The 25,442-nt window shown below is 67.2% G+C and carries 25 protein-coding genes and 1 pseudogene; 17 read left to right on the forward strand and 9 right to left on the reverse strand.

Annotated features, from left to right (window positions below; translation table 11 throughout):
* Positions 1-122: 122 nt before the first annotated feature.
* The 5 genes from mihF to metK all read left to right on the forward strand — a co-directional run bounded on the left by mihF (position 123) and on the right by metK (position 4,190).
* Positions 123-440, forward strand: coding sequence for an integration host factor, actinobacterial type (gene mihF, locus AWC07_RS08870; RefSeq protein ID WP_015355818.1), 318 nt, complete (start codon positions 123-125; stop codon positions 438-440).
* Between the two features lie 147 nt (positions 441-587).
* Positions 588-1,181 carry a guanylate kinase gene (gmk, locus tag AWC07_RS08875; RefSeq protein WP_036415766.1) on the forward strand — a complete coding sequence of 198 codons (594 nt, stop codon included), beginning with the start codon at positions 588-590 and terminating at the stop codon, positions 1,179-1,181.
* 62 nt (positions 1,182-1,243) lie between these two features.
* Positions 1,244-1,573: a DNA-directed RNA polymerase subunit omega gene (gene rpoZ, locus AWC07_RS08880; RefSeq protein WP_036415772.1), complete on the forward strand. Its 330-nt coding sequence runs from the start codon at positions 1,244-1,246 to the stop codon at positions 1,571-1,573.
* A gap of 16 nt (positions 1,574-1,589) precedes the next feature.
* Positions 1,590-2,852, forward strand: coding sequence for a bifunctional phosphopantothenoylcysteine decarboxylase/phosphopantothenate--cysteine ligase CoaBC (gene coaBC, locus AWC07_RS08885; RefSeq protein WP_036415763.1), 1,263 nt, complete (start codon positions 1,590-1,592; stop codon positions 2,850-2,852).
* A gap of 126 nt (positions 2,853-2,978) precedes the next feature.
* The gene (metK, locus tag AWC07_RS08890; RefSeq protein WP_036415760.1) at positions 2,979-4,190 is read left to right on the forward strand and encodes a methionine adenosyltransferase; all 1,212 of its coding nucleotides are present in this window, start codon (positions 2,979-2,981) and stop codon (positions 4,188-4,190) included.
* A 24-nt stretch (positions 4,191-4,214) separates the two neighbouring features.
* On the opposite strand, the gene AWC07_RS08895 is transcribed toward metK, so the two are convergent.
* From AWC07_RS08895 to AWC07_RS08905, 3 genes are read right to left on the reverse strand one after another with little or no spacing between them, the layout of a single operon-like run.
* Positions 4,215-4,790, reverse strand: coding sequence for a pyridoxamine 5'-phosphate oxidase family protein (locus tag AWC07_RS08895; protein WP_036415757.1), 576 nt, complete (start codon positions 4,788-4,790; stop codon positions 4,215-4,217).
* Positions 4,791-4,821: 31 nt separating this feature from the next.
* A complete protein-coding gene (locus tag AWC07_RS08900; protein WP_036415754.1) occupies positions 4,822-6,300 on the reverse strand; it encodes a flavin-containing monooxygenase in 1,479 nt (492 codons plus the stop codon).
* Entirely contained in the window at positions 6,297-7,688 is a 1,392-nt protein-coding gene (locus AWC07_RS08905) for a cytochrome P450 (protein WP_036415753.1), read from the reverse strand. The genes AWC07_RS08900 and AWC07_RS08905 overlap by 4 nt, the downstream gene beginning before the upstream one ends.
* 75 nt (positions 7,689-7,763) lie before the next feature.
* Between AWC07_RS08905 and AWC07_RS08910 the strand changes: the two genes are divergently transcribed.
* Entirely contained in the window at positions 7,764-8,792 is a 1,029-nt protein-coding gene (locus tag AWC07_RS08910; RefSeq protein WP_036420139.1) for an AraC family transcriptional regulator, read from the forward strand.
* 10 nt (positions 8,793-8,802) lie between these two features.
* Here the strand turns inward: AWC07_RS08910 and AWC07_RS08915 are convergent, their stop codons facing one another.
* On the reverse strand, positions 8,803-9,768 hold the full coding sequence (locus tag AWC07_RS08915) for an alpha/beta hydrolase (protein ID WP_085105036.1): 966 nt from the start codon (positions 9,766-9,768) through the stop codon (positions 8,803-8,805).
* Here AWC07_RS08915 and AWC07_RS08920 point away from each other — a divergent pair.
* A complete protein-coding gene (locus AWC07_RS08920) occupies positions 9,767-10,504 on the forward strand; it encodes a lysoplasmalogenase (protein WP_036414064.1) in 738 nt (245 codons plus the stop codon). The two genes, AWC07_RS08915 and AWC07_RS08920, sit on opposite strands and share 2 nt — an antisense overlap.
* Positions 10,505-10,581: 77 nt before the next feature.
* The gene (locus AWC07_RS08925; protein ID WP_036414062.1) at positions 10,582-12,540 is read left to right on the forward strand and encodes a primosomal protein N'; all 1,959 of its coding nucleotides are present in this window, start codon (positions 10,582-10,584) and stop codon (positions 12,538-12,540) included.
* Between the two features lie 107 nt (positions 12,541-12,647).
* Here AWC07_RS08925 and AWC07_RS29750 read toward each other — a convergent pair.
* Positions 12,648-12,725 (reverse strand): annotated as a pseudogene (locus tag AWC07_RS29750) (hypothetical protein); the annotation flags it as partial.
* Between the two features lie 274 nt (positions 12,726-12,999).
* Here AWC07_RS29750 and AWC07_RS08935 point away from each other — a divergent pair.
* Positions 13,000-13,485 carry a MarR family winged helix-turn-helix transcriptional regulator gene (locus AWC07_RS08935; protein ID WP_425271235.1) on the forward strand — a complete coding sequence of 162 codons (486 nt, stop codon included), beginning with the start codon at positions 13,000-13,002 and terminating at the stop codon, positions 13,483-13,485.
* 66 nt (positions 13,486-13,551) lie between these two features.
* On the opposite strand, the gene AWC07_RS08940 is transcribed toward AWC07_RS08935, so the two are convergent.
* The gene (locus AWC07_RS08940) at positions 13,552-14,376 is read right to left on the reverse strand and encodes a class I SAM-dependent methyltransferase (protein ID WP_036414055.1); all 825 of its coding nucleotides are present in this window, start codon (positions 14,374-14,376) and stop codon (positions 13,552-13,554) included.
* A 198-nt stretch (positions 14,377-14,574) separates the two neighbouring features.
* On the opposite strand from AWC07_RS08940, the gene fmt reads away from it, so the two are divergent.
* Genes fmt through ribD form a run of 4 tightly spaced genes read left to right on the forward strand, consistent with a single transcriptional unit; the run spans position 14,575 to position 18,670 of the window.
* A complete protein-coding gene (gene fmt / locus AWC07_RS08945; protein ID WP_036414052.1) occupies positions 14,575-15,513 on the forward strand; it encodes a methionyl-tRNA formyltransferase in 939 nt (312 codons plus the stop codon).
* Complete coding sequence (locus AWC07_RS08950; RefSeq protein WP_051508013.1) at positions 15,510-16,901, forward strand: RsmB/NOP family class I SAM-dependent RNA methyltransferase; 1,392 nt, start codon at positions 15,510-15,512, stop codon at positions 16,899-16,901. Before fmt ends, AWC07_RS08950 begins: the two co-directional genes overlap by 4 nt.
* A 43-nt stretch (positions 16,902-16,944) precedes the next feature.
* On the forward strand, positions 16,945-17,643 hold the full coding sequence (gene rpe / locus AWC07_RS08955; protein ID WP_139829611.1) for a ribulose-phosphate 3-epimerase: 699 nt from the start codon (positions 16,945-16,947) through the stop codon (positions 17,641-17,643).
* A gap of 7 nt (positions 17,644-17,650) precedes the next feature.
* A complete protein-coding gene (gene ribD, locus AWC07_RS08960) occupies positions 17,651-18,670 on the forward strand; it encodes a bifunctional diaminohydroxyphosphoribosylaminopyrimidine deaminase/5-amino-6-(5-phosphoribosylamino)uracil reductase RibD (protein WP_036414073.1) in 1,020 nt (339 codons plus the stop codon).
* 4 nt (positions 18,671-18,674) lie between these two features.
* Here the strand turns inward: ribD and AWC07_RS08965 are convergent, their stop codons facing one another.
* Together AWC07_RS08965 and AWC07_RS08970 are read right to left on the reverse strand one after the other, a co-directional pair.
* Entirely contained in the window at positions 18,675-20,228 is a 1,554-nt protein-coding gene (locus tag AWC07_RS08965; protein ID WP_036414046.1) for an MFS transporter, read from the reverse strand.
* The gene (locus AWC07_RS08970; RefSeq protein WP_036414070.1) at positions 20,228-20,938 is read right to left on the reverse strand and encodes an LppX_LprAFG lipoprotein; all 711 of its coding nucleotides are present in this window, start codon (positions 20,936-20,938) and stop codon (positions 20,228-20,230) included. The genes AWC07_RS08965 and AWC07_RS08970 overlap by 1 nt, the downstream gene beginning before the upstream one ends.
* Before the next feature lie 118 nt (positions 20,939-21,056).
* Between AWC07_RS08970 and AWC07_RS08975 the strand changes: the two genes are divergently transcribed.
* The 4 genes from AWC07_RS08975 to AWC07_RS08990 all read left to right on the forward strand — a co-directional run bounded on the left by AWC07_RS08975 (position 21,057) and on the right by AWC07_RS08990 (position 24,413).
* Positions 21,057-21,692 carry a riboflavin synthase gene (locus AWC07_RS08975; protein ID WP_036414043.1) on the forward strand — a complete coding sequence of 212 codons (636 nt, stop codon included), beginning with the start codon at positions 21,057-21,059 and terminating at the stop codon, positions 21,690-21,692.
* 488 nt (positions 21,693-22,180) lie between these two features.
* Positions 22,181-23,467 carry a bifunctional 3,4-dihydroxy-2-butanone-4-phosphate synthase/GTP cyclohydrolase II gene (locus AWC07_RS08980; protein WP_036414040.1) on the forward strand — a complete coding sequence of 429 codons (1,287 nt, stop codon included), beginning with the start codon at positions 22,181-22,183 and terminating at the stop codon, positions 23,465-23,467.
* Positions 23,464-23,946, forward strand: coding sequence for a 6,7-dimethyl-8-ribityllumazine synthase (gene ribH / locus AWC07_RS08985; protein ID WP_036414037.1), 483 nt, complete (start codon positions 23,464-23,466; stop codon positions 23,944-23,946). The genes AWC07_RS08980 and ribH overlap by 4 nt, the downstream gene beginning before the upstream one ends.
* Positions 23,943-24,413, forward strand: coding sequence for a PH domain-containing protein (locus AWC07_RS08990; protein ID WP_036414034.1), 471 nt, complete (start codon positions 23,943-23,945; stop codon positions 24,411-24,413). Before ribH ends, AWC07_RS08990 begins: the two co-directional genes overlap by 4 nt.
* 116 nt (positions 24,414-24,529) lie before the next feature.
* Here the strand turns inward: AWC07_RS08990 and AWC07_RS08995 are convergent, their stop codons facing one another.
* Entirely contained in the window at positions 24,530-24,961 is a 432-nt protein-coding gene (locus AWC07_RS08995) for a DUF4189 domain-containing protein (RefSeq protein ID WP_036414031.1), read from the reverse strand.
* Between the last annotated feature and the right edge of the window lie 481 nt (positions 24,962-25,442).

Genomic DNA, 25,442 nt, shown 5'->3' on the forward strand with positions numbered 1-25,442 from the left:
GCCGTAACCAGGGGGTCGGGTTAGATTTCGTCAGAGAGCGTGAGTACGGTCGTCTGCGCTGGCTGGAATACCCGGCCAAGACAAGTGAATATCGATTGATATCGATGAGAGACGGAGGAATCGTGGCCCTTCCCCAGTTGACCGACGAGCAGCGCGCGGCCGCGTTGGAGAAGGCTGCTGCCGCACGTCGAGCGCGAGCAGAGCTCAAGGACCGGCTCAAGCGTGGCGGCACCAACCTCACCCAGGTGCTCAAGGACGCCGAAACCGACGAAGTTCTGGGCAAGATGAAGGTGTCCGCGCTGCTTGAGGCGTTGCCGAAGGTGGGCAAGGTCAAGGCGCAGGAAATCATGACCGAGCTGGAGATCGCGCCGACTCGCCGCCTGCGTGGTCTGGGCGACCGTCAGCGCAAGGCGTTGCTGGAAAAATTCGGCTCCGCCTAGCCCAGCCCCCCGCCGACGATGCAGGCCGGAGGGCCTGAGGTGGGTGTTCCGCCCGCGTGCGGGGGCGAGGCGGGCCGCCCGGCCCGACGCCCGGGAATGCAGCTCGAACGGCCTGTACCGGGTGCCGGTCCAGGGGCATCAGCATCAGTGAGTGCCGGCGAGGGGCCGGGCACAGGACGTGTCGTCGTGTTGTCCGGTCCCTCTGCGGTCGGTAAGTCGACCGTGGTCCAGTGCCTGCGTGAGCGCATTCCGAACCTGCACTTCAGCGTCTCGGCCACGACGCGGGTGCCACGCCCGGGTGAGGTCGACGGCGTCGACTACCACTTCGTCAGCCCCGCCCGTTTCCAGCAATTGATCGACGGCGGCGACCTGCTGGAATGGGCCGAGATCCACGGCGGCCTGCACCGGTCGGGCACTCTGGCCAAGCCGGTGCGGCAAGCCGCCGCGTCGGGTGAGCCGGTTCTGATCGAGGTCGACCTCGCCGGCGCCAGGGCGATCAAGAAGGCGATGCCCGAGGCCATCACCGTGTTTCTGGCGCCGCCCAGCTGGGAAGACCTGGAGGCCAGACTGGTCGGCCGGGGCACCGAAACGCCGGAGGTCATCCGTCGCCGCCTGGACACCGCGCGCATCGAATTGGCAGCCCAACATGACTTCGACAAGGTCGTGGTGAACCGTCGATTGGAGTCTGCGTGCGCCGAATTGGTATCCTTGCTGGTTAGTGCTCTGCCCGGCTCTGCATGAGTCCCAGAATCGAGATTTTTGCCGCTTTCGCACCGCTCTACGCCGCCAGGAGAAAGTCTTTCGTGAGTATTCCGCAGTCAGACGCGCCGCTAGCCGGTTCCGCTCCGGATCAGTTCGATCCGGCATCAGCCGGAATTGGGGCCTACGACACCCCGCTCGGCATCACCAACCCGCCCATCGACGAGTTGCTGGACCGCGTCTCGAGCAAATACGCCCTGGTGATTTACGCGGCGAAGCGTGCCCGCCAGATCAACGACTACTACAACCAGCTCGGCGAGGGCATCCTGGAGTACGTGGGTCCGCTGGTCGAGCCCGGGTTGCAGGAAAAGCCGCTATCCATCGCCCTGCGCGAGATCCACGCCGATCTGCTCGAGCACACCGAGGGCGAGTAACAGGGCCGGGCCCCGGATGGACCGAAAGCGGATCCCCAAACAGGTCATAGTCGGCGTCTCCGGTGGTATCGCCGCCTACAAGGCCTGCACAGTCGTTCGTCAGCTCGCCGAGGCCGGGCATCATGTCCGGGTCATCCCCACTGAATCCGCGCTGCGCTTTGTCGGGGCGGCGACCTTCGAGGCGCTCTCCGGTCAGCCGGTGCGCACCGACGTTTTCGACGACGTGCCCGCCGTCCCACACGTTCACCTGGGACAGCAGGCCGACCTCGTCGTCGTCGCACCGGCCACCGCCGACCTGCTGGCCCGGGCGGTGCACGGCCGCGCCGATGACCTGCTGACCGCGACTCTGCTCACGGCGCGATGTCCGGTGCTGTTCGCGCCGGCGATGCACACCGAGATGTGGTTGCACCCGGCCACCGTCGACAACGTCGCCACCCTGCGCCGCCGCGGTGCGGTGGTGCTCGAACCCGCATTCGGGCGCCTCACCGGCAGTGACAGCGGCCCGGGACGATTGCCCGAGGCCGAGGAGATCACCACTTTTGCCCAGCTGCTGCTGGAGCGGCACGACGCCCTGCACTACGACCTTGCCGGCCGCAAACTCCTGGTGACCGCCGGCGGCACCCGTGAGCCGATCGACCCGGTGCGCTTCATCGGCAACCGCAGCTCCGGCAAGCAGGGATATGCCGTCGCGCGGGTCGCCGCCCAGCGCGGCGCCGAGGTCACGCTGATCGCCGGACATACGGCCGGGCTCATCGACCCTGCCGGTGTCAACGTGGTGCGCGTCAGCTCGGCGCAGCAACTCGGCGACGCGGTGTCCAAGCACGCACCTGAGGTCGACGTGCTGGTGATGGCGGCAGCTGTCGCCGACTTCCGGCCCGCGCAGGTATCGGCAGCCAAGATAAAAAAGGGCCCGGACAACCAGGCCGGGCCGCCGACGATTGAGCTCGTCCGCAACGACGATGTGCTGGCCGGCGTGGTGCGCGCCCGCGAGCATGGACAGCTGCCCAATATGCGGGCCATTGTGGGGTTCGCCGCCGAGACCGGTGACGCCAACGGCGATGTGCTGTTCCACGCCCGGGAAAAGCTGCGACGCAAGGGCTGCGATCTGCTGGTCGTCAACGCGGTCGGTGACGGCAGGGCCTTCGAGGTGGACAACAACGATGGCTGGCTGTTGGCTTCCGACGGAACCGAGTCGGCGCTGCAGCACGGTTCCAAGACGCTGATGGCCAGTCGTATCGTTGACGCGATCGTCGCGTTTTTGCATGGCTGTATCGGGTAGCGGATCGGCGGGTGTAGGCCTGTACGGCGGCTGGAGAGGTGCTGGACGATCCCTTGCCCGAGTGGACGAACTGAAATTGTTGCCGGAGGATATAATTCGGCTACCTAATTATTGGAAGGACGCAGAGTGAGCGAAAAGGGTCGGCTGTTTACCAGTGAGTCGGTGACCGAAGGACATCCCGACAAGATCTGTGATGCGATCAGCGACTCGGTCCTCGACGCGCTTCTGGCGGAGGATCCCCGCTCACGCGTCGCGGTCGAGACGCTGGTGACCACCGGGCAGGTGCACGTGGTGGGCGAGGTGACCACCACGGCGAAAGCGGCGTTCGCCGACATCACCAACACAGTGCGCGCCCGAATTTTGGAGATCGGCTACGACTCGTCGGACAAGGGCTTCGACGGGGCATCCTGCGGAGTCAACATCGGCATCGGCGCCCAATCACCCGACATCGCTCAAGGTGTCGACACCGCCCATGAGGCGCGGGTCGAGGGTGCTGCGGACCCGCTGGACGCTCAGGGCGCCGGCGACCAGGGGCTGATGTTCGGCTACGCGATCAACGACACCCCTGAACTAATGCCGCTGCCCATCGCGCTGGCCCACCGGCTGTCGCGGCGGCTGACCGAGGTCCGCAAGAACGGCGTGCTGCCCTACCTGCGCCCGGATGGCAAGACGCAGGTCACCATCGCCTACGAGGACAACGTGCCGGTGCGGCTGGACACCGTGGTGATCTCCACGCAGCACGCCGCCGACGTCGACCTGGAGAAGACGCTGGATCCTGACATCCGCCAGCACGTGCTCACGAGTGTGCTCGACGAATTGGCCCACCAGACGCTGGATGCCTCACAGGTGCGGGTGCTGGTGAACCCGACCGGCAAGTTTGTTCTCGGCGGGCCCATGGGTGACGCCGGCTTGACCGGCCGCAAGATCATCGTCGACACCTACGGCGGCTGGGCCCGTCACGGCGGCGGCGCGTTCTCCGGCAAGGACCCGTCCAAGGTGGACCGGTCGGCGGCGTACGCGATGCGCTGGGTGGCCAAGAACGTCGTCGCAGCCGGGCTGGCAGAGCGGGTGGAGGCGCAGGTGGCCTACGCCATCGGTAAAGCCGCCCCGGTGGGCTTGTTCGTCGAGACGTTCGGCACCGAAACGGTCGACCCGGTCAAGATCGAAAAGGCCATCGGTGAGGTGTTCGACTTGCGGCCCGGGGCGATCATCCGCGACCTGGACCTGCTGCGCCCGATCTATGCGCCGACGGCTGCCTACGGGCACTTCGGCCGCACCGATATCGAACTGCCGTGGGAGCAGCTCAACAAGGTCGACGACCTCAAGCGCGCCATCTAGTTCCCGGCGCGAGCTGACCTGCGCTCATTGCTCGACGCTGGGCGGCAACGGGTGGTCGGGCTCCAACGCGGGCAGGCCGTCGATGCTGCGGCGGGTGCGCTCGACCAGGCGGACGTAGGCTTCCTCGGGTGCCTTGGCGTGGTGGGCGTCGAGCACCGGCCGCTCGTCGACCAGCTCGTAGTAGGGCACCGCGAAGCCGCATGCATCGGCGATCCGCTCGACGTCGACTACAATGGCGGCCCGGGCCCCCGGGTGTAGCGTTCCGAAATGCCTTCGGATGCGGTCGAATTCAGCCTCGTCGGGGCGCACCACTCGTCCGGTGCCGAACAGCCGCAGGATCCGGGAGTTGCGGGTGAACGAGCAGAACATGATGGTGATCCGGCTGTTGTCGCGCAGGTGAGCGATGGTCTCGGCGCCGCTGCCGAACAAGTCGATGTAGGCGACGGTGTGGTCGTCGAGCACCGCGAAGGTGTCGCGGTATCCCTTGGGGGAGAGGTTGACTCGCCCGCCGTCCGACGGCGCGGTGGCAACGAAGAACATGGCCTGCTTGCCGATGAACTCCCTTAACGACTCGTCGATGTGAGAGAACACCTTCGCCATGGTTGTCGAGCCTACGCGAGCGCCGGTGAAGCTAACCGGTGAAGCGGTAGTCGTCGAGATCGAAGCGGCGACTGCGCCAGTAGGCCTGCATGGTCGTGGTCGGGCGCAACGGCACGTCGCCGTTCTTGTCGAAGTAGTAGCTGTTGGCCAGCCGGCAGCTGTCCTGCCAGAAGACCTGGCGGTGCCGGCGGCGCATCACCTCGGCGAAATAGCGGGCGTTGGCTTCCTCGGTCACTTCGACACGGGTCGCGCCGTCTCGTCGGGCTCGCTTGAGGCACCGCAGGATGTGGTGGGTCTGCGCCTCGATGAGCGCGAAATACGACGAGCCGACATAGCCGTAGGGGCCAAACACCGTGAAGAAGTTGGGGTAACCGGGGACGCTGACGCCCTCGTAAGCCTGAGTTCGGTGTTCGTCCCAGAATCGGCTCAAGGATCGGCCGCCGCGCCCCATCACCGGATAGGTGAGCACGTCGTCGGTGTCGAGCACCTTGAAGCCGGTCGCCAGGATCAGCACGTCGATCTCGTGGTCGACGCCGTCGGTGGTGGCCACCGCCGACGGGGTGATCTTGTCTATCGGTTCGGTGACCAACTGGACGTTGTCGCGGTTGAAGGTGGACAAGTAGCTGTTGTGGAAGCCCGGCCGTTTGCAGCCCACCGCGTAGCGCGGCGTGAGTTGGTCGCGTACCACCGCGTCTTCCACCTGCTGGCGCAGATACCGCCGTCCCAGTACCGCGCTCCATCGGGCCAGCGGAAACACCGTGAAGTAGTGCGCCGAGATCGGGAAGGTCACTTCCACGAAGGCCTGGCTGAGCCACCGCTGGACGGCTTTGCCGCCAGGAATGCGCATCGCCCCGCGGGCCGCCGCCGGCAGCGGCACGTCGAATTTCGGGAAGCACCAGATGGGTGTCCGCTGAAAAACGGTGAGGTGTTTGACAATTGGCGCGATCTCGGGGATGACTTGGACCGCCGACGCGCCGGTGCCGATGATCGCGACGCGCTTACCGGTCAGGTCTTGGCTGTGGTCCCATCGCGCGGTGTGCATGGTGATGCCGTCGAACGAGTCCACCCCGTCGATGTCGGGCAGTTTCGGCACGGTCAACACGCCGCTGGCGTTGATCACAAACCTGGCGGTCACCACATCGCCGGGGTCTGTCTGGATCCGCCACAGACGCTGCTCGTCGTCGTATTCGGCGGCCTGCACCTTGGTGTTGAAGCGGATGCGCGACCGGATTCCGTATTTGTCGACGCAGTGCTCGGCGTATGCCCGAAGTTCGCGGCCGGGTGCGTAGGTGCGCGACCAGCGCTCGCTCTGCTCGAACGAGAACTGGTAGGAAAACGACGGAATATCCACGGCGATACCGGGATAGGTGTTCCAGTACCAGGTTCCGCCGACTCCGTCGCCGGCTTCGATCAGCAGATAGTCGTGGAACCCGGCCCGGTCGAGCTTGATCGCCGCACCGATCCCGGAGAATCCGGCGCCGACGATCAGTATCTGGTAGTCGGGCTTCATGAGCGCTCGCTTCCGATGAGGTGCAGCCCGTGCTTGGGTCGCAGGGTCAGCGTCGCCTCGAGTTCGACAGGGTAGTGCGGCGCGAGGTCAAAGACAAAGCGCTGACTCATGATTGCCGCGATCAACACCATTTCCATCAGGGCGAAGCTCTGTCCGATGCAGATACGACGGCCGCCTCCGAACGGCAGATAGGCCGAGCGGGGACGGTCCTTGGCGCCGCTGCCCAAAAACCGGCCGGGATCGAACTTCTCCGGGTCGGGCCACCAGCGCGGGTCGTGGTGAATGTGGTGGATCGGGATGACGACGGTGGTTCCGCGGCGGACGTGGTGCCCGCCGACGACGTCGTCCGTGACGGCCTTGCGGGCCAGCACCCACACCGAGGAGAAGTAGCGCTGCGATTCCTGCAAGCAGGCTGTCGTCCACGGCAGCTTGCCCAGGTCGTCTGCGGTCGGCCGGCTGGTCCCCAGCACGTCGTCGACCTCGGCGAGCATCCGGTCACGGGCCTCGGGGTGCAACGCCATCAGATACCAGAACCACGACATCGCGTTCGCGGTGGTTTCGTGACCGGCGAGCATGAAGGTCAGCGCCTCGTCGCGGACCCGCTGGCGCGGCCAGTTTGCGCCGTCGGCGTGCAGCAGCACGTTCAGCAGGTCTTCGGAGTGCGTCGGATGGGCCAGCCGGTCGTCGATCACCGCGTTGACCGCCGCGTCGAGCGCCAGCGTGATGTCCTGCATCTCCCGTAACGGCGGCGGCAGCCGGACGCCGGAAAAAGTGCACCAGACCAGCGCGTCGTAGACCGGACGCGGCATCAGCCCCCACAACCCCAGACGCTCCAGCTTCTCGGCCCGGCGCAGCCCGCGGGTCGCCAGGTCATTCATGCTGTGCACCAGCGGCCCGAAGTCCTGGCTGAACAGGGCATTGGCGACCACGCGCAGGGTTGCCCGGACCATCGCCTCGTGCATGTCGAACGGCGTGGACGACACGACCGCGGCGGTGACGTCTTGGATCGGGTCGATCATCAAGTCGACGAGGCCGTTGAGGTGCCGCCGGGCAAAAGTCGGGTTCAGCACGCCGCGGTGCGCGGCCCACGAGTCGCCCTCATCGGTGAGCAGGTTGATGCCGGCAGCCGCTCGGATGGGCTCGTATTCGTCGGACTTGACGTATTTCAGCCGCGCCTCGTGTAACACGTGGTCGATATAGCCTGGATGCGTGATGGAAATGAAACGTCTTCCACCGCAACGGAATCGGACGATATCGCTGCCGCGTACCCGGCCTAGGAAGCCGTCGCCGGCATCGAAGCCGACGGTGAGGGCCTCACGCGTCATCGTCCAGGTGCTCAGACGTCTGGCCGGCCGGTTCAAGGGTCGGTCGGCGATCACACTGGCCATGAGCTCACTGTATGGGCGGCGCCGGCCGCGGGTAATGAGACTATGGGACAAAGAGTTGGGAATTTAGGACAGATCATGGAACATGCGCAGGCCGAGGTGAGTCACGGGGTCTATGCGACCCGGGTGCTCTGCGAGGTGGCCAACGAGCACGGGGTGCCCACCAGCGATGTGCTTGCCGGCACCGCGATCGGGCCGGCGGACCTCGATGATCCCGATGCCGTCATCAGCGCCGGCGACGAGATCCTTGCCGTCCGCCGGTTGCTGGCCCGGTTGCCGGACCATGCCGGGATCGGGGTCGACGTGGGAAGCCGGTTCACGCTCACCCATTTGGGACTGTTCGGATTTGCGGTGATGTCTTGTGCCACTTTGCGCGAACTCTTCAACATCGCGATGCGCTACTTTGCGCTGACGATGTTGCACATCGACGTCCGGTTGTTCGAAACGGCCGGCGACTGTTTGCTCGAGCTGGACGCCGGTCACTTGCCGGCCGACGTGCGACGGTTTTTCATCGAACGCGACATCGCCGGAATCCTAGCCACCACAACAAGCTTCGCATTGCCGGTGGCGGCCAAGTATGCCGAGCAGGTGTCGGCGGAAGTGGCGGTCGACGAGCGGTTGTTGCGGCCGCTGCTCGAACTGGTGCCGATTCACCACGTCGCATTCGGCCGGGCCCACAACAGGTTGCACTTCCCGCGTGCCATGTTCGACGAGCCGTTGCCGCAAGCAGATCGCCACACCCTGGAAATGTGTATGGCGCAGTGCGACGTGCTGATGCAGCGCAATGAGCAACGCCAGGGCATCACTGCGCTGGTGCGCACCAAGCTGTTTCGTGATTCCGGACTATTTCCGGCGCTGCCCGACGTCGCGGCCGAGCTCGGCCTGCATCCGCGCACCCTGCGGCGCAGGCTTGCCGAGGAGGGCACGTCTTTTCGCGCCTTGCTGAACGAGGCGCGCTCCACCGTGGCCGTCGACTTGTTGTGCAATGTCGGTCTGACCACCGAAGAGGTGTCCAGGCGGCTGGGCTATACCGAGGTCTCGACGTTCTCGCACGCCTTCAAACGGTGGTACGGCGTGGCACCCAGCGCGTATCCACAGCGAAACTAGGAAGCTACGGCTACCCGTGCAACGCCTCGCGCAACGCCGTCAGCCCGCGATCCATCGCGGCGGTGGCCGCCGGCACCACACCGGCGTAGCCGACGTAGCCGTGCACCATCGTCTCGGCGTTGTGCACCTCGACGGGCACGCCGGCGGCGCTCAGCCGCTCGCCATAGCGGATGCCGTCGTCACGCAGCGGGTCGTATCCGGCGACCCCGATGTAGGCCGGCGGCAGGCCGGCCAGGTTCTCCGCCCGGCCCGGCGCCATCCCCGCCGGCGGGTCGGACAAGTCGATTCCGCCTGCGTACCAACGAGAGAACGCGGCCACCGCCTTGGCGTCCAGGATCTGCGCGGTGGCGTTCTCGGTGAACGACGGCAGCGACTGGTCCCACATCGTGGAGGGATACCACAACAGCTGGAAAGCCAGGTTCGGTCCGGCATTGTCACGAGCTTGCTGGGCCATCACCGCGGCGATGGTGCCGCCCGCCGAATCCCCGGCGACCGCCAGCCGGGTGCTGTCGGCCCCGATGTCGGCAGCCCGTTCGGCGGCCCATAACGTTGCGGCCCAGGCGTCTTCGACGGCGGCGGGATAGGGATGCTCGGGCGCCAGCCGGTAGTCGACCGACACGATCACCGCGCCGGCGCCCACGGCATGGTGACGGCAGGTGCCGTCATGGGTGTCGAGATCGCCCATCACGAAACCGCCGCCGTGGAAGTACAGCACCACCGGCGGGGCACTGCCTTGAACGGAATCTGTTGGCGGCCAATAGATCCGGATGCCGATGCCGCCGGCTGGCCCGTCGATCGACAGGTCTTCGACACGTAGGTCGGGGTGTACTGGTCGGCGCGGCAAATCGCGCATCCGCTGGCGCATGGCGTCGATTCCGTCGTTGGTAGATAGCCGAAAGGGAACCGCATCCAGTACCTTCAGCAGGATGGAGTCGAGAGCGGGTCGTTCGTCGGCGGTCTGGTCCAAGCTGGGCATGCAGGTACCGTACGCATCTCGTCTGGTGACCGGTGCTTGGGTGGTGGCCGGGTGGGCGGGTCTGGCTTACGGCGTGTACTTGACCGTGATCGCGATCAGCCGCCCGCCGGGCACCGAATTGACCGGACACTGGATTCTGCAGCCCCCGTTCAAGGCGTCGATGGCGGTGCTGCTGGCTCTGGCGGCGGTTGCCCACCCGATTGCGCGTGAGCGGCGGTGGCTGGTGCCGGCGCTGCTGTTCTCGGCCGCCGGTGACTGGCTGTTGGCCATCCCGTGGTGGACACAGTCATTCGTCTTCGGACTCGGCTCATTCCTGTTGGCGCACCTGTGTTTTCTGGGCGCAATGCTGCCCCTGGCGCTGGGGCGGGCCCCGTCGCGTGCGCGCCTGGCTCCGGTGGTGCTGATGTGTGTGGGAGCGGTATCCCTGTTGGTCTGGTTCTGGCCGCACCTGGCCCAGGAGAAGCTGACGGTTCCGGTGACCGTCTACCTCCTGGCGCTGACGGCGATGGTGTGCACCGCTTTTTTGGCGCGCCTGCCGACGATCTGGACGGCCGTCGGAGCGCTGAGTTTCGCGGTATCGGATTCGATGATCGCGATCAGCCGATTCATCTTGGGCAACGAAGCGCTGGCGGTCCCAATCTGGTGGTCGTACGCCGCCGCGGAAATCCTGATCACGGCCGGGTTCTTCTTCGGGCGAGAAATCCCGGATAGCACCGCCGCGCCGGCTGACAGCTAAGCGGATTGTCCAGCAACGTATCTCGCGGTTTCGACCGGACGCCCCTCCAGATCGAGCCGATCGCTCGAATCCTTCCCATGCTGTCGGTACCGCACCTGGATCGCGAATTCGACTACTTGGTGTCGGCCGAGCAGTCCGACGACGCCCAGCCGGGGGTGAGGGTACGGGTGCGGTTCCATGGCCGGCTGGTCGACGGGTTCGTGCTGGAGCGCCGCAACGACACCGACCACCAGGGCAAGCTGGGTTGGCTGGATCGGGTGGTGTCGGCCGAACCGGTGCTCACCCCGGAAATCCGCCGGTTGGTCGACGCGGTGGCCGCCCGTTATGCCGGCACCCGGGCCGACGTGTTGCGGCTGGCCATTCCGGCCCGGCACGCGAGGGTGGAACGGGAACCCGAGCTGATCGCCGACCGGCCCGATGTCGACCCGGTCGACCCGTCGGGCTGGCAGCTGTACGGCCGCGGTGGCCAGTTCCTGGCCGCGCTCGCCCAGGCTCGGGCCGCGCGCGCGGTGTGGCAGGCGTTGCCGGGGGAGCGGTGGGCGGATCGCTTCGCCGAGGCCGCCGCGCAGACGGTGCGCGCCGGCCGTGCGGTCCTGGGGATAGTGCCTGATCAACGCGATCTGGACACGTTGTGGCAGGCCGCGACGGCCCGGATCGACGAGTCCAGCGTGGTGGCGCTGTCGGCCGGCCTGGGACCGGCCGCGCGCTACCGCAGGTGGCTGGCCGCGCTGCGGGGCAGCGCGCGGCTGGTGATCGGTACCCGGAGCGCCGTGTTCGCGCCGCTGACGGACCTGGGGCTGGTCATGGTCTGGGCTGACGGCGACGACAGCCTGGCCGAGCCGCGGGCGCCTTACCCTCATGCTCGGGAGGTGGCGATGCTGCGTGCTCATCAGGCCCGGTGCGCGGCCCTGATCGGCGGCTACGCGCGAACCGCCGAAGCCCACGCCTTGGTGCGCAGCGGCTGGGCCCACGACATCGTCGCGGCCCGCCCCGTGGTGCGGGCACGCAGCCCGCGCGTCGTCGCCCTCGACGACAGCGGGTACGCCGAGGAACGCGACCCGGCCGCCCGCACCGCCCGACTGCCGTCCATCGCCCTGCGCGCCGCGCGCGCCGCGCTGCAGGCCGCGGCACCGGTCCTGGTTCAGGTGCCTCGCCGCGGCTATGTGCCGTCGCTGGCCTGCGGTCGTTGCCGGGCGATCGCCCGCTGCCGGCACTGCACCGGTCCGTTGTCGCTGCAGGAGCGCGGCGGGCCGGAGGCGGTGTGCCGCTGGTGCGGTCGCACCGAGCTGGCGCTGCGCTGCGCTCGTTGCGGATCGGATTGGGTGCGTGCCGTCGTGGTCGGGGCCCGGCGGACCGCCGAAGAGCTCGGCCGGGCGTTCCCGGGTACGGCGGTGATCACCTCGTCGGGCGATGCCGTCGTCCCCGAGGTTGCCGCCCGTCCGGCGTTGGTGGTCGCGACCCCCGGAGCCGAACCCCGGGCGTCCGGTGGGTACGGGGCGGCGCTGCTGCTGGACACCTGGGCGCTGCTGGGGCGACAGGACCTGCGCGCCGCCGAGGACGCGCTTTGGCGCTGGATGGCGGCGGCGGCGCTGGTGCGGTCGCGGGCTGACGGCGGCGTGGTGATGGTGGTCGCCGAATCAGCCATCCCGACGGTGCAATCCCTGATTCGCTGGGACCCGGTGGGCCATGCCGAGGCCGAGCTGATGGCCCGCAGCGAAGTGGGGCTGCCGCCGAGCGTGCACATCGCAGCCCTCGACGGCACTGCCGAGGCGGTGAGGGCACTGATTGCTGCGGCCCGGCTGCCCGACCCCGAACGCTTCCAAGCCGAGTTGCTCGGCCCGGTCGATCTGCCGCCCGGCGTGCGCCGACCGGCCGGCATCCCCGCCGGAGCGACCGTCACCAGGATGCTGGTGCGGGTTCGCCGTGAGCACGGCCTGGAACTGGCAGCCTGCCTGCGGCGCGGGGTCTCCGTGCTCAGCGCACGTCAACCCCACGAGCCGGTGCGGGTGCAGATCGACCCGCTGCACATTGGTTAGTTCCGGGGTTAGTTCCGGGGTTAGTTCCGGGGTTAGTTCCGGCCCACTCCATCACGCCGTAGGTGAAGTATTCGCGGCTGAGCTCGCTGAGTTCGGTGTCCAGCCTGGCTGGCGGAGACCAGGATTGGGCCAAGCGGTGCCAACACCTCGGCTGCCATCGCGGGGTAGTCGCCCAGTGCCCACATGTCCCGGTGAGTGGTGGCCGGGGCCTGGCTTTCGCTGACGGGGTGTCATGAGCCATCGGATCTCCTGCCGACAGTGGACAGCTCAGGGGGCGACGGCGTCGTCGGCGGCGGGCTGCAGGTTTCGGCAACCGAATCCGATCATGCCCGGAAGAAAATATATAGCCGGTCAATAGTCTATGTCTACGACTATCGGACGCTGTTAGACTTTACTTTGCTGCAGCCCGTGTAAGGCGACGACGAAAGTTGACGACCCGGTGGACCGGGGAAGGGGGCCATGATGTCCACGGAGAATGTGACGGCAGCTGAGGAATCGGTGGATGCGATCACCGATTCGCTACTGACGGCGTCTCGGTTGCTGGTAGCCATCTCGGCTCATTCCATCGCGCAGATCGATGAGACGATCACCATTCCGCAGTTCCGGACCCTGGTGATTCTGTCCAGTCGAGGTCCGATCAACTTGGCCACCCTGGCGACCCTGCTGGGCGTGCAGCCGTCGGCGACCGGCCGGATGGTCGACCGGCTGGTCGGCGCGGGGATGATCGACCGTCAGCCGCACCCGAACTCCCGGCGTGAATTGCTCGCCGTGCTGACCAAGCGGGGCCGGGATCTGGTCCGCCGGGTCACCGCTCTTCGGCGTGCCGAAATCGCCCGCATCGTCGAGCAAATGCCGCCGGCCGAACGTCATGGTTTGGTGCGTGCCCTGACGGCGTTTACCGCCGCCGGTGGCGAACCCGACGCGCATGTCGACATGGAGTTGTAGCACGCCGCAGTACCGTGTCGGGCCGGTCGCCTGGGCGGCGGATGGCCCGACACGGCGTGAGCCGACTCAGATCTTGACCGCGGTGCCGATCAAGACCTCCCAATCCATGACGCCGCCGGTCAAATACTCCGCCGCCAGCTCGACCAGCTGGGCGTCGAGTTCGGCGGCCAGCACCGCGTTGTCGCCAATGTTGGCGTAGGCCTCGATCGTCGGGCCGTAGTGAGTCTTGAAGTAGTCGTGGACGTCCTGCGCGGTGCTGAAACGCGTGACCTTCAACGGCTCGCGACGCGTCTTGACATCGGTGACTCGATCACCCAGCAGGCCGCGGAAGTAGTTTTCCCGGCCCCACAGGGCCGACGGGGGTAACGCCGCCGACAGGCTCGGGCGGTAGGGCCGGATGGTGGCCAGCATCCGGCCGAAGAATCCTTCCGGCGTCCAGCTGATCACGCCGATGGTTCCGCCCGGCTTGCAGACCCGGACCAACTCGTCGGCCGAGCACTGGTGATCCGGGGCGAACATGACGCCGATCGCCGAGATCACGGCGTCGAACTCGCCCTCGGCGAATGGCAGAGCTTGCGCGTTGGCTTCCTGGTACTCGAGGGTCAGCCCCAACTCCGCGGCGCGTGCCGCAGACCGCTGCAGCAGCTCCGGGGTGAGATCGGTGGAAACGACGGTGGCTCCGGCCTTGGCCGCCGGCAGCGAGATGTTGCCGGAACCGGCCGCGACGTCGAGCACCCGCACGCCCGGCCCGATGCCCGCGGCAGCGACCAGGATCGGGCCGAGTGGGGCCATCACCTGCTCGGCCATCAGGGCGTAGTCGCCGAGGGCCCACATCGCGCGGTGCGTGGCCGCGAGCGTGGCGTCTTCGCGGATCGGTGTGTCGAGAGTCATGGAGAGCTCCTTTGGGAAGGGGAAGGGCTGCGTTACGTCGACATCGTCGTCGCAGGCTCGGTGGGAAACTCGGGAGAGAGATCGTTTCCCTAGGATATAGTATGCATTAGCAAGGTTATAACTGGCTGAGAATTTGGCGGGCCCGGATTGTGGCCCGCGACACGTCGGTGCGGCTGGCGGGCTACCTAGACTGTTGCGGTGCGCATCGTTTTCGCGGGCACGCCCGAACCCGCGCTGCCGGCACTGCGTAGCCTCATCGACTCGCCTCGTCACGATGTGGTCGCGGTGCTGACCCGTCCCGACGCCGCTTCCGGGCGGCGAGGCAGGCCGGAGCCGTCGCCGGTGGCCCGCGAGGCACTCGATCGCGGCATACCGGTGCTAAGGCCGTCGCGGCCCAACTCTGCGGAGTTCGTCGCCGAACTGTCGGAGGTGGCGCCGCAGTGTTGCGCGGTGGTGGCCTACGGGGCGCTGCTGGGCGACGGGCTGCTGGCGATTCCGCCGCGCGGCTGGGTCAACCTGCATTTCTCGCTGCTGCCCGCCTGGCGCGGCGCGGCGCCGGTGCAGGCCGCGATTGCCGCCGGGGACACCATCACCGGCGCCACAACCTTCCAGATCGAGCCCAGTCTGGACTCCGGCCCCGTCTATGGTGTGGTCACCGAAGCCATTCGGCCGACCGACACCGCGGGTGATCTGCTTGAGCGACTTGCCATTTCGGGTGCGGCCTTGCTTTCCGCCACCCTGGACGGCATTGCCGAGCAGCAGCTGACCCCGCGACCACAGCCGGCGGACGGGGTCAGCCTGGCGCCGAAGATCACTGTGGAGCAGGCCCGGGTGCGCTGGGAACTGTCGGCGGCGGTCGTCGAACGTCGCATCCGCGCCGTCACGCCCAACCCGGGCGCCTGGACGATCATTGGCGACTTGCGGGTCAAGGTCGGGCCGGTACGGCTCGACGGTGCAGCAAAACCCCCGGAATCGTTGCCGCCCGGCGCGATTCACGTAGACCGCAAGAGTGTGTGGATCGGCACCGGCTCCGAACCGGTGCGGCTGGGCCAGGTTCAGCCACCGGGCAAGAAGCTCATGGACGCTGCCGACTGGGCGCGTGGCGCCCGCCTGGACCCCGGCGCGCGGGCCTCGTGACCGCTAAGGATCAACGTTCCCGAACCGGTGAACGAGGCCGCCGCCGTCCGCTGGACCCGGCGCGCGCCGCGGCGTTCGATGCGTTGCGTGCGGTAAGCAGCCGGGACGCCTACGCAAACCTGGTGCTGCCCGCCCTGCTCCGGGAACGCGGCATCACCGGCCGCGACGCGGCGTTTGCCACCGAGTTGGCCTACGGGACGTGCCGCGTCAGGGGCCTGCTCGACGCGATCATCGGTGCCGCCGCCGGACGCGCACCGGAGGCGATCAACTCCGTTCTGCTCGACCTGCTGCGGCTGGGCGCCTACCAGCTGCTGCGCACCCGAGTCGGCACCCACGCCGCGGTGTCCACCACGGTCGACCAGGCCGGCATCGAATTCGATTCGGCGCGAGCAGGATTCGTCAATGCTGTACTAAGAGCCATCGCCGGGCGTGATGAGCGGAGCTGGGTGGACGAGCTGGCTCCCGACCCGCGCAGCGACCCAATCGGGTATCTCGCCTTCGTGCACGCCCACCCCCGCTGGATCGCCCAGGCCTTCGCCGACACCCTGGGCGCCGCCGCCGCAGAGCTCGACGCGGTGCTGGCCAGCGACGACGAACGGCCACTGGTGCACCTGGCGGCCTGCCCCGGGGTACTGACAGCCGCCGAGCTCGCTGCTGCGGTGGGCGGCGCCGTCGGTCGGTATTCGCCGTACGCGGTGTACCTGCCCGGCGGCGACCCGGCACAGCTGGCGCCGGTGCGCGACGGACAAGCCCTGGTCCAGGACGAGGGCAGCCAGTTGGTGGCCCGGGCACTGACGCTGGCTCCGGTCGAGGCGGACACTGGCCGGTGGCTGGATTTGTGTGCCGGACCAGGTGGTAAGACGGCCCTGCTAGCCGGCTTGGGTGTGCCATCAGGGGCCCGGGTGACCGCTGTCGAGCCGTCACCGCATCGCGCGGAGCTGGTGGCAGCTCACACCCGCGGGCTGCCGGTCGACGTGGTGCAGGCCGATGGTCGACAGACCGGGCTCGACCCCGGCTTTGACCGGGTGCTGGTCGATGTCCCGTGCACCGGGCTGGGCGCATTGCGCCGCCGTCCGGAGGCACGCTGGCGCCGTCAGCCGGCTGACGTGCCAGCGCTGGCCAAACTGCAACGCGAGCTGCTGGCTGCCGCGATTGCGCTGACTCGGCCGGGCGGTGTGGTGCTCTACGCGACCTGCTCACCGCACCTCGCCGAGACCGTGGGAGTGGTGGCCGACGCCCTGCGCCGGCATCCGGTGGCCGCGCTGGACACCTGGCCGTTGTTCGAACCCGTCACCAAGGGGCTCGGCGACGGACCCTACGTTCAGTTGTGGCCACACCGGCACGGCACCGACGCGATGTTCGCTGCCGCGCTGCAACGGCTCGCGTGACGCGCCGGTGCGCGTCGCACGTCGCGCCGACGGGCTCAGTAGTCTGTCGCTCATGTCTTGCTGCACGGGCGGGCCGATGATTGCGCCGTCGATCCTGGCTGCCGATTTCGCCCGGCTCGCCGACGAAGCAGCCGCAGTGCGCGGTGCCGACTGGTTGCATGTCGACGTGATGGACGGTCACTTCGTGCCGAACCTGACGATCGGCCTGCCGGTGGTGGAAAGCCTGCTGGCGGTAAGCCGCATCCCCATGGATTGTCATCTGATGATCGAGAACCCGGACCGGTGGGCTCCGCCCTACGCCGAAGCCGGCGCCCATAACGTCACGTTTCACGCCGAGGCCGCCGACAATCCGGTCGGGGTGGCCCGCGATATCCGGGCAGCGGGTGCCAAAGCGGGTATCAGCGTGAAGCCGGGGACGCCGCTGGAGCCGTATCTGGAGATCCTGCCGCACTTCGATACCCTGCTCGTCATGTCGGTGGAGCCCGGCTTCGGCGGCCAGAAGTTCATTCCCGAGGTGTTGAGCAAAGTGCGGGCGGTGCGCAAGATGGTCGATTCGGGTGAGTTGAAGATCCTCATCGAGATCGACGGCGGCGTTAACGCGGACACCATCGAGCAGGCGGCCGAGGCGGGTGTCGACTGCTTTGTCGCCGGATCGTCGGTGTATGGGGCAGACGACCCGGCCAGGGCGGTAGAGGCACTTCGGCAACGCGCCAGGGCCGCGTCACACTACCGTGGCCGGTGAGCAGCCGATGACTGTCGAGCAGGTCAAGAGCATCGAGGACGCCATGCGCCTCGCCATCGAGCAGTCCTACCTGGTCAAGGGCTCGACGTATCCGAACCCGCCCGTCGGGGCGGTCATCGTCGACACCGAGGGCCGGGTGGTCGGCGTCGGCGGCACCCAGCCCACCGGCGGCGACCACGCCGAGGTGGTGGCACTTCGCCGGGCCGGCGGCTTGGCCGCCGGCGCCATCGCGGTGGTCACCATGGAACCCTGCAACCACTACGGCAAGACGCCGCCATGCGTGAACGCCCTGATCGAAGCCAGGGTGGGCACGGTGATCTACGGCGTAGCCGACCCCAATGGAATCGCGGGGGGCGGTGCCGGGCGGTTGTCGGCAGCGGGCGTGCAGGTGCGCTCCGGGGTGCTAGCCGACCACGTGGCGGCCGGTCCGCTGCGCGAGTGGCTGCACAAGCAACGCACCGGGCTACCGCACGTGACGTGGAAGTACGCCACCAGTGTGGATGGCCGCAGCGCTGCCGCCGACGGCTCCAGCCAGTGGATTTCCAGCGAGGCCGCGCGCGCCGACCTGCATCGCCGGCGCGCCATCGCCGACGCGATCGTGGTCGGTACCGGCACCGTCCTGGCCGACGACCCGGTCCTGACGGCCCGGCTGCCGGACGGGTCCCTGGCGGCAAAACAGCCGCTGCGGGTGGTGGTGGGCACCCGCGACATACCGCCGGAGGCAAAGGTTCTCAACGACGACGCACGGACCATGGTGCTTCGTACCCACGAGCCCGTGGAGGTGCTCAGGGCGCTGTTGGACTACACCGACGTCATGCTGGAAGGTGGTCCCACGGTCGCCGGCGCCTTTCTGCGGTGCGGGGCGATCAGCCGCATCCTGGCCTATGTCGCGCCGATCCTGCTGGGCGGGCCGGTCACCGCCGTCGACGATGTGGGGGTGTCCAGCATCGCACACGCGCTGCGGTGGCAATTCGACGCCGTCGAAAAAGTGGGACCGGATCTGCTGCTCAGCCTGATACCGCGTTAGCCGCTCATTGCCGGGGTGCGACGGCCTGGTGCCGGGGGAGTTCCGGCTCCTCGGCATGCTCCTTGCGGCCGCTGACCAACAGGCCCAGCAGCGCTCCGAACACACAAATCACCACCGTCACCTTGAAGATGTCTCCGTACATCAAGGCGAACGCTTGCCGGTACAGGGCTCCGATCGCGGCCGCACGCTCGAGCAGCGTGGCGTTGGGCGGGACGGCCGCCGACAGCCCCGCCAATATCTGGTTGAACCGGTACAGCCCCCAGGCGCTCAGCGCGGCCACCCCGATCAACATCCCGGTCATCCGCGCCACCACCACCGCCGCTGAGGCGATGCCATGCTCCGCGGAGGGGACCACCCGCAGGGCCGCCGAGGACAGCGGCCCGATCACCAGACCGAGCCCCAGCCCGGCGACCAGCAGATCGGCGTGCATCGCGGGCACCGTGAACAAGCCGAAAATGCTGTGCCGATAGGCCAACAGGTCCACCGGCCAATAGTGCATCAGCCAGTAACCGCCGGCGGCCACCAGCAGCCCGATGAACGTCATCACCCGGTCGCCGGCCCGCGTGGCGATCCACCCGCCCGCCACCGCCCCGATCGGCAGGGCGATCAAAAACCACAGCAGCATCCCTGCCGCCTGGGCCTGGTCCATATCCAGCACACCCTGGCCGAACAGCTCCACGTTGACCAGCGTGACCATCAACGCCGCGCCGGCGCACACCGATGCGCCCAGCGCGGACAGGAACGGCCGGAAATGCACACCGGCCGGTTCGATCAGCCGGGTGCGGGCCATGCGCTCCCAGACGAAGAACAACACCGCGGCCACGACCGCGCCGATCACCAGCGGCAAACCGTAGCTCGGCAGCACCTGTTTGCCGTCGGGGTTGGGGTTGTAGAGCCCGATCACCGCGAGACCCAGCGCCGTGGCCAGGAGCAGACCACCGACGAGGTCAATCCGTTCCGGCTCGGCACTGCGGTCATGAGAGGGCAGGCTGAAGTGGATCATCACCATCGCGATCGCGGTGAGCGGGACGTTGATCCAGAACACGTCGCGCCAGTCATGGAACAACCAGACGATGAAGATCCCATACAGCGGACCCAGCACGCTGCCGAGTTCCTGCGCGGCGCCGATGCCGCCGAGCACACCGGCGCGGTTGCGCTGCGCCCAGAGATCGGCGCCCAGCGCCAGGGTGATCGGCAGCAGTGCGCCGCTGGCAACCCCCTGGACGGTGCGCCCGGCGATCAGCATGTGGAAATCGCCGAAGTGTCCGGCCAGCGCGGTGATCACCGAACCTGCGGCGAAGCCGGCCAGGCTGACTTGCAGCATGAGCTTGCGGCCGAACCGGTCGGAGGCCCGGCCCAGCAGCGGCATCGCGGCGATGTAGCCCAGCAGGTACATCGTGACGATCCAGGTGATCCGCTGCAGCTGGTTCACCGGGATACCGACGCTGTTCATGATGTCGCGCATGATGGTGACCACGACATAGGTGTCGAGGGCACCCAGCAGCACTGCGAGGCTGCCCGCGCTGATCGCTACCCGGCGTTCCGTCTGCGTAGCCATCAGCTCACCGGCGGCTTCGTGACTTGCACCTGCTCGCCCCAATTCGACAAGGTCATCTGGACGGAATTGCCCGAACCCCGATCCAACTTAACCTGGGCCAGCTGGTGGTCGCCGTTCTCCTGGATCCACACGGTGCCCGGCACCGGATCGGTCGCGCTGAACGGCGGTGCGATCTGATTCACCGCGTCCGCCGTGACTTTCCCGCTGATGCGGATGGTGCTTTGTCCGTTAATGGTGTCGCGCCCTTCGGCTTTGGGGTTGGTGAAGTTCGCCAGCACGTTGGCCAGCCCGGTGTCAGGGTTGAGGATCTGCGAGGGATCGTAGATGTCGGCGGCCGGACCGAAGTCGCTCCATTTGTTGGGTGTGAGGGTGGCGTACAGGATCCCCTCGAAGATGACGAAGTCGGCGTCGACATCAGACCCGGCGAGGGTGAGCTTGACGTTGCCCTTGGCGGCAGTGGGATTGGTGGTGAGATCGCCGGTCAGCGTCTTCATCGACAATCCCGGAATCTTGCCGTTCACCGTCAGGACCAGATGCGCACTTTTGACGGTCTTGGTCTTGTCGGTCGCCTGCTTCACCAATGCCGTCGCGTCGGGTAGTGGTCCGCCGCTGTCCTTCTTGCCCGACGAGCAGCCCGCGACCACGGTGGCGGCGAGGCTGAGGGCGGCGAGAACAGCGAAGAGACGGCGGTGACGTCTGGGGGGTTGCATACCCAGCATCGTAGAGGGTGCCGATGACCGCTCCGGGCAACGCAGGGCCCGCGCTCGGTCGGGGCCACGCGGTCATGCCGGCTAACCCGGGGCCACCCGGGGCCACTAGCCTGGTGCGATGTTCACCGGAATTGTCGAGGAACTCGGTGAGGTGACCGGGCGGGACACCCTTACCGACGCGGCGCGCCTGACCATCCGCGGTCCCGTCGTCACCTCCGATGCCGGCCACGGCGATTCCATCGCCGTCAACGGCGTCTGCCTGACCGTGGTGGAAGTGCTGCCCGACGGCCAGTTCACCGCCGACGTGATGGCCGAGACGCTCAACCGGTCCAGCCTCGGCGATCTGCGAGAGGGCAGCCGGGTCAATCTGGAGCGAGCCGCCGCGCTCAACAGCCGGCTCGGCGGGCACATCGTGCAGGGGCATGTGGACGGGACCGGCGAGATCGTGGCCCGGACACCGTCGCAGCATTGGGAAGTGGTGCGGATCGAGGTTCCCGCGGCGTTGGCTCGCTACATCGTGGAGAAGGGATCGATCACGGTCGACGGCATTTCGCTGACCGTTTCCGGGCTCGGCGCCGAGCCGCGGGACTGGTTCGAGGTCTCGCTGATTCCGACGACTCGGGAGTTGACCACGCTGGGTTCTGCGCCGGTGGGGACTCGGGTGAATCTCGAAGTAGACGTGCTGGCCAAGTATGTTGAACGGCTGCTGCAGGCCAACACCGGAAACGCGGCGGCAACCGAGAACCCCGCTTAGCACGGCGAGCGCGCCCCTCGGTATGCCCCCGTGTTGTGAGCCAGTAGGGCGCGCGATGGCAGTCGATGTCGATGAGGAAAACGGCGACGATTATCGCTCGCCCGTCCGCGCTTGGTCGCGCTTTTCCAACGGCGGCGAAACACCGATAGCGGAATAACTCAATAAAGTCAGCAACATTGCTTCGAAATAGGGCGTCAACCGGCGGACTGATGCCGAGTTCGCCGTACTGAGACCCGACGAATGACGTGACGCCGATCAGAACCGCTGCGGCCGCGAAGGCGGAAGGCGCCGATCCACCCTATGACGAGTCATGAATGAATGCGCACCGGTGAACGGTGGCCCGACGGCATTGCCGACTACCTGATCAGCAAGCACGCGAATGAGCCATCTCACTGAACAAGGCGACATCCGAGGCGGCAGCGTGGTTCATACTGAATGCGACATGCGGGCATTACCGGCCCGGCTCACCGACAGCAAAGGTAACAACGATGACGAGGCTGGATTCCGTCGAGCGGGCGGTTGCCGACATTGCGGCGGGCAAGGCCATCATCGTCATCGATGACGAGGACCGCGAGAACGAGGGCGACCTGATCTTCGCCGCCGAGAAGGCCACTCCGGAGTTGGTCGCCTTCATGGTTCGCTACACCTCCGGCTACCTCTGCGTACCGCTGGACGGCTCGATCTGCGACCGGCTCGGGCTGTTGCCGATGTTCGCGGTCAACCAGGACAAGCACGGCACCGCCTACACCGTCACCGTCGATGCCCGACAAGGCATCGGGACCGGTATTTCGGCGTCCGACCGGGCCACCACCATGCGGTTGCTGGCCGACCCGGCCAGCGTCGCCGACGACTTCACCCGTCCAGGTCACGTCGTTCCGTTGCGGGCCAAGGACGGCGGCGTGTTGCGCCGCCCCGGCCACACCGAGGCGGCCGTCGACCTGGCGCGGCTGGCGGGACTGCAACCCGCGGGCGCCATCTGCGAGATCGTCAGCCAAAAAGACGAAGGGGCGATGGCCCAGACCGACGAGTTGCGGGTGTTCGCCGACGAGCACGGCCTCGCTCTGATCACCATCGCCGATTTGATCGAATGGCGCCGCAAGCACGAGAAACATGTCGAGCGAATCGCCGAAGCCCGGATCCCGACCCGGCATGGGGAATTTCGCGCCATCGGTTACTCCAGCATCTATGAGGACGTCGAACACGTGGCGCTGGTGCGCGGCGAGATCGCTGGCCCGAACGCTGACGGCGACGACGTGCTGGTGCGGGTGCACTCCGAATGCTTGACCGGGGACGTGTTCGGGTCGCGCCGCTGCGACTGCGGACCTCAGCTAGACGCCGCGATGGCGATGGTCGCGCGGGAGGGGCGTGGCGTGGTGCTGTACATGCGCGGCCACGAGGGCCGTGGCATCGGCCTGCTGCACAAATTGCAGGCCTACCAATTGCAGGACGCGGGCGCCGATACCGTGGATGCCAATCTCAAGCTCGGATTGCCTGCCGACGCAAGGGATTACGGGATCGGCGCGCAGATCCTGGTCGACCTCGGGGTCCGGTCGATGCGGCTGCTGACCAACAACCCGGCCAAACGGGTCGGGCTGGACGGATACGGACTGCACATCATCGAGCGGGTGCCGCTGCCGGTGCGCGCCAATGCGGAAAACATCCGCTACCTGATGACCAAGCGCGACCGGATGGGCCACGATCTGGTGGGGTTGGACGAATTCGGTCATTTCCAGGAATCGGTTCCGCTGCCGGGCGAATTCGGTGGTGCTTTGTGAGCGGTGGGGCCGGCGTCCCAGACATCCCGGCGCTTGACGCGTCCGGCGTGCGGCTGGCGATTGTGGCCAGCACCTGGCACAGCCAAATCTGTGACGCGCTGCTTGCCGGCGCGCGCAAGGTGGCTGCCGGGTCCGGCATTGACAACCCGACGGTGGTGCGCGTACTGGGTGCAATCGAGATTCCGGTAGTGGCACAGGAATTGGCCCGCCAGCACGACGCCGTCGTCGCGCTGGGCGTGGTAATCCGTGGTGAGACACCGCATTTCGACTATGTCTGCGATGCGGTAACCCAAGGGCTGACGCGCGTTTCGCTGGACGAGTCGACACCCGTGGCCAACGGGGTGCTGACCACCAACACCGAGGAGCAGGCCCTGGATCGGGCCGGGCTTCCGACGTCGGCGGAGGACAAGGGCGCGCAGGCGACCGCGGCGGCCCTGACCACCGCGCTGACCTTGCGTGGGCTACGCGTTCAGTCGTGACGGCGGACTCCAAGCATGACGACTGGGACGTGGTGTTGCGTCCTTACTGGACGCCGATATTCGCCTGCGTCGCAGCGTTCCTGATTGTGGCGGTGCATGTCGCGGTGGGCATGCTGCTGAAGGTCGGGACCACCGGCGTGGTCCTGCGGACCGCCGACCAGGTGGCGATGGGCGCGCTGGGGCTGATTTTTGCCGGAGCTGCGCTGCTGTTGACCCGACCCCGGCTGCGGGTGGGGCCGGCCGGCCTTTCGGTACGTAATCTCTTGGGCTACAAGCTGCTTGCCTGGCCGGAGGTGGTCGGTGTGTCCTTTCCGGGTGGCAGCCGATGGGCGCGGATCGACTTGCCCGACGACGAGTACATCCCGGTGATGGCGATTCAGGCCGTGGACAAGGAACGAGCCGTGGCCGCCATGGACACCGTGCGAACGCTGCTGGCCAAATACCGGCCGGACTTGCGCTCCGAATAGCCCATGCGGCGCTGGCGTGCGACCGCCGAAGATCGACTGCCTGGCTCACGCAACTGTCCAGGTGATAACCAGGATGTTGCTGCAGTACTTATCGGCGAATCGAGCAGTAGGGACGGTTAGTTGCACGCCCAGTTGACAACCCAGCCACCGCCCAGGCGGTTCATGGCGTCGTCTTCTGCTGCGCGGCGCGTGAGGCCGGCTCCCCCTTGGTAATTCGAGCCGTTATAGGCGACAGCGCCGCATTGCTTGAAGCTGCTGAATACTTCGCAACTCTTGTCGCCGCACTGCTCTAATGCGACTTGCGCTGCTCGTGCCGGGGTGGGCTGATGCCACGCCTTGCCGGACGCGCCGCTTGAAGCATAGGCGATTGCCCCATAGTGGATAGTCGGAGGGATGGGCATCTCAGGGATGTTCGACATCATGATCTCCGACATGGAGCCGTTGTTGAGAACGGCGTCGACCGGCGGAAGCAGGAGAATGCCCACTACGAGAGCTGCGCCCAGGCCGGCGGCCAAGAACGCGATACGGCGCCGAACTTTTGTGGTCATTTTTGGCCCCCTTCTGTGGGCAGTAATCCAGCGGCTTGAGTAGGTATTGAGGGAGGATTTGGGCAGGCGGTGCGCCGACGCTCAACTGGGGTTGTGGCAACCCGACACCGGGTCTGCATCGGGGGCCGTTATAACCGCGGCGTGGTCGGCGCCGTCGCCTCGGGCGGGTGGAGGATCCCTGGCCGTCCCGCAACAATCGTGCGGGAACCGTCATTGGCCGGCCGCGGTTGCCGCGTCTGCCCGGATTTCGGCATTTTCGTCATGGTTTCGGAAAGTACGTCCAAATACCCCACCCTGGTAGGGCATAAAGTCCCTTGGTGGCCCACCAGGGGAAAGGGACACGGGGCTCATGAAGCCGAACGTGCGCCGCACAGCGTGGCCGCCAGGGTCCGCGCCGGCGGGTCCGTGATGCATCAAGTCAAGATGCCCGCGAGATCTGATCCATGCATCAGGTAAGGAATGCCCGCGAAAATGGGTCTCC

The sequence above is a fragment of the Mycobacterium gastri genome, assembly GCF_002102175.1.
In the GTDB taxonomy this organism is placed as follows: Bacteria; Actinomycetota; Actinomycetes; order Mycobacteriales; family Mycobacteriaceae; genus Mycobacterium; species Mycobacterium gastri.

Coding starts and splice junctions, on each gene's coding strand:
- coaBC (WP_036415763.1), top strand. CDS start 1,590: ATGGACCGAAAGCGGATCCCCAAACAGGTCATAGTCGGCGTCTCCGGT.
- AWC07_RS08895 (WP_036415757.1), bottom strand. CDS start 4,790: ATGGCGAAGGTGTTCTCTCACATCGACGAGTCGTTAAGGGAGTTCATC.
- AWC07_RS08900 (WP_036415754.1), bottom strand. CDS start 6,300: ATGAAGCCCGACTACCAGATACTGATCGTCGGCGCCGGATTCTCCGGG.
- AWC07_RS08905 (WP_036415753.1), bottom strand. CDS start 7,688: ATGGCCAGTGTGATCGCCGACCGACCCTTGAACCGGCCGGCCAGACGT.
- AWC07_RS08910 (WP_036420139.1), top strand. CDS start 7,764: ATGGAACATGCGCAGGCCGAGGTGAGTCACGGGGTCTATGCGACCCGG.
- AWC07_RS08920 (WP_036414064.1), top strand. CDS start 9,767: ATGCAGGTACCGTACGCATCTCGTCTGGTGACCGGTGCTTGGGTGGTG.
- AWC07_RS08915 (WP_085105036.1), bottom strand. CDS start 9,768: ATGCCCAGCTTGGACCAGACCGCCGACGAACGACCCGCTCTCGACTCC.
- AWC07_RS08925 (WP_036414062.1), top strand. CDS start 10,582: ATGCTGTCGGTACCGCACCTGGATCGCGAATTCGACTACTTGGTGTCG.
- AWC07_RS08935 (WP_425271235.1), top strand. CDS start 13,000: ATGATGTCCACGGAGAATGTGACGGCAGCTGAGGAATCGGTGGATGCG.
- AWC07_RS08940 (WP_036414055.1), bottom strand. CDS start 14,376: ATGACTCTCGACACACCGATCCGCGAAGACGCCACGCTCGCGGCCACG.
- ribD (WP_036414073.1), top strand. CDS start 17,651: ATGACTGTCGAGCAGGTCAAGAGCATCGAGGACGCCATGCGCCTCGCC.
- AWC07_RS08965 (WP_036414046.1), bottom strand. CDS start 20,228: ATGGCTACGCAGACGGAACGCCGGGTAGCGATCAGCGCGGGCAGCCTC.
- AWC07_RS08970 (WP_036414070.1), bottom strand. CDS start 20,938: ATGCAACCCCCCAGACGTCACCGCCGTCTCTTCGCTGTTCTCGCCGCC.
- AWC07_RS08975 (WP_036414043.1), top strand. CDS start 21,057: ATGTTCACCGGAATTGTCGAGGAACTCGGTGAGGTGACCGGGCGGGAC.
- AWC07_RS08980 (WP_036414040.1), top strand. CDS start 22,181: ATGACGAGGCTGGATTCCGTCGAGCGGGCGGTTGCCGACATTGCGGCG.
- AWC07_RS08995 (WP_036414031.1), bottom strand. CDS start 24,961: ATGACCACAAAAGTTCGGCGCCGTATCGCGTTCTTGGCCGCCGGCCTG.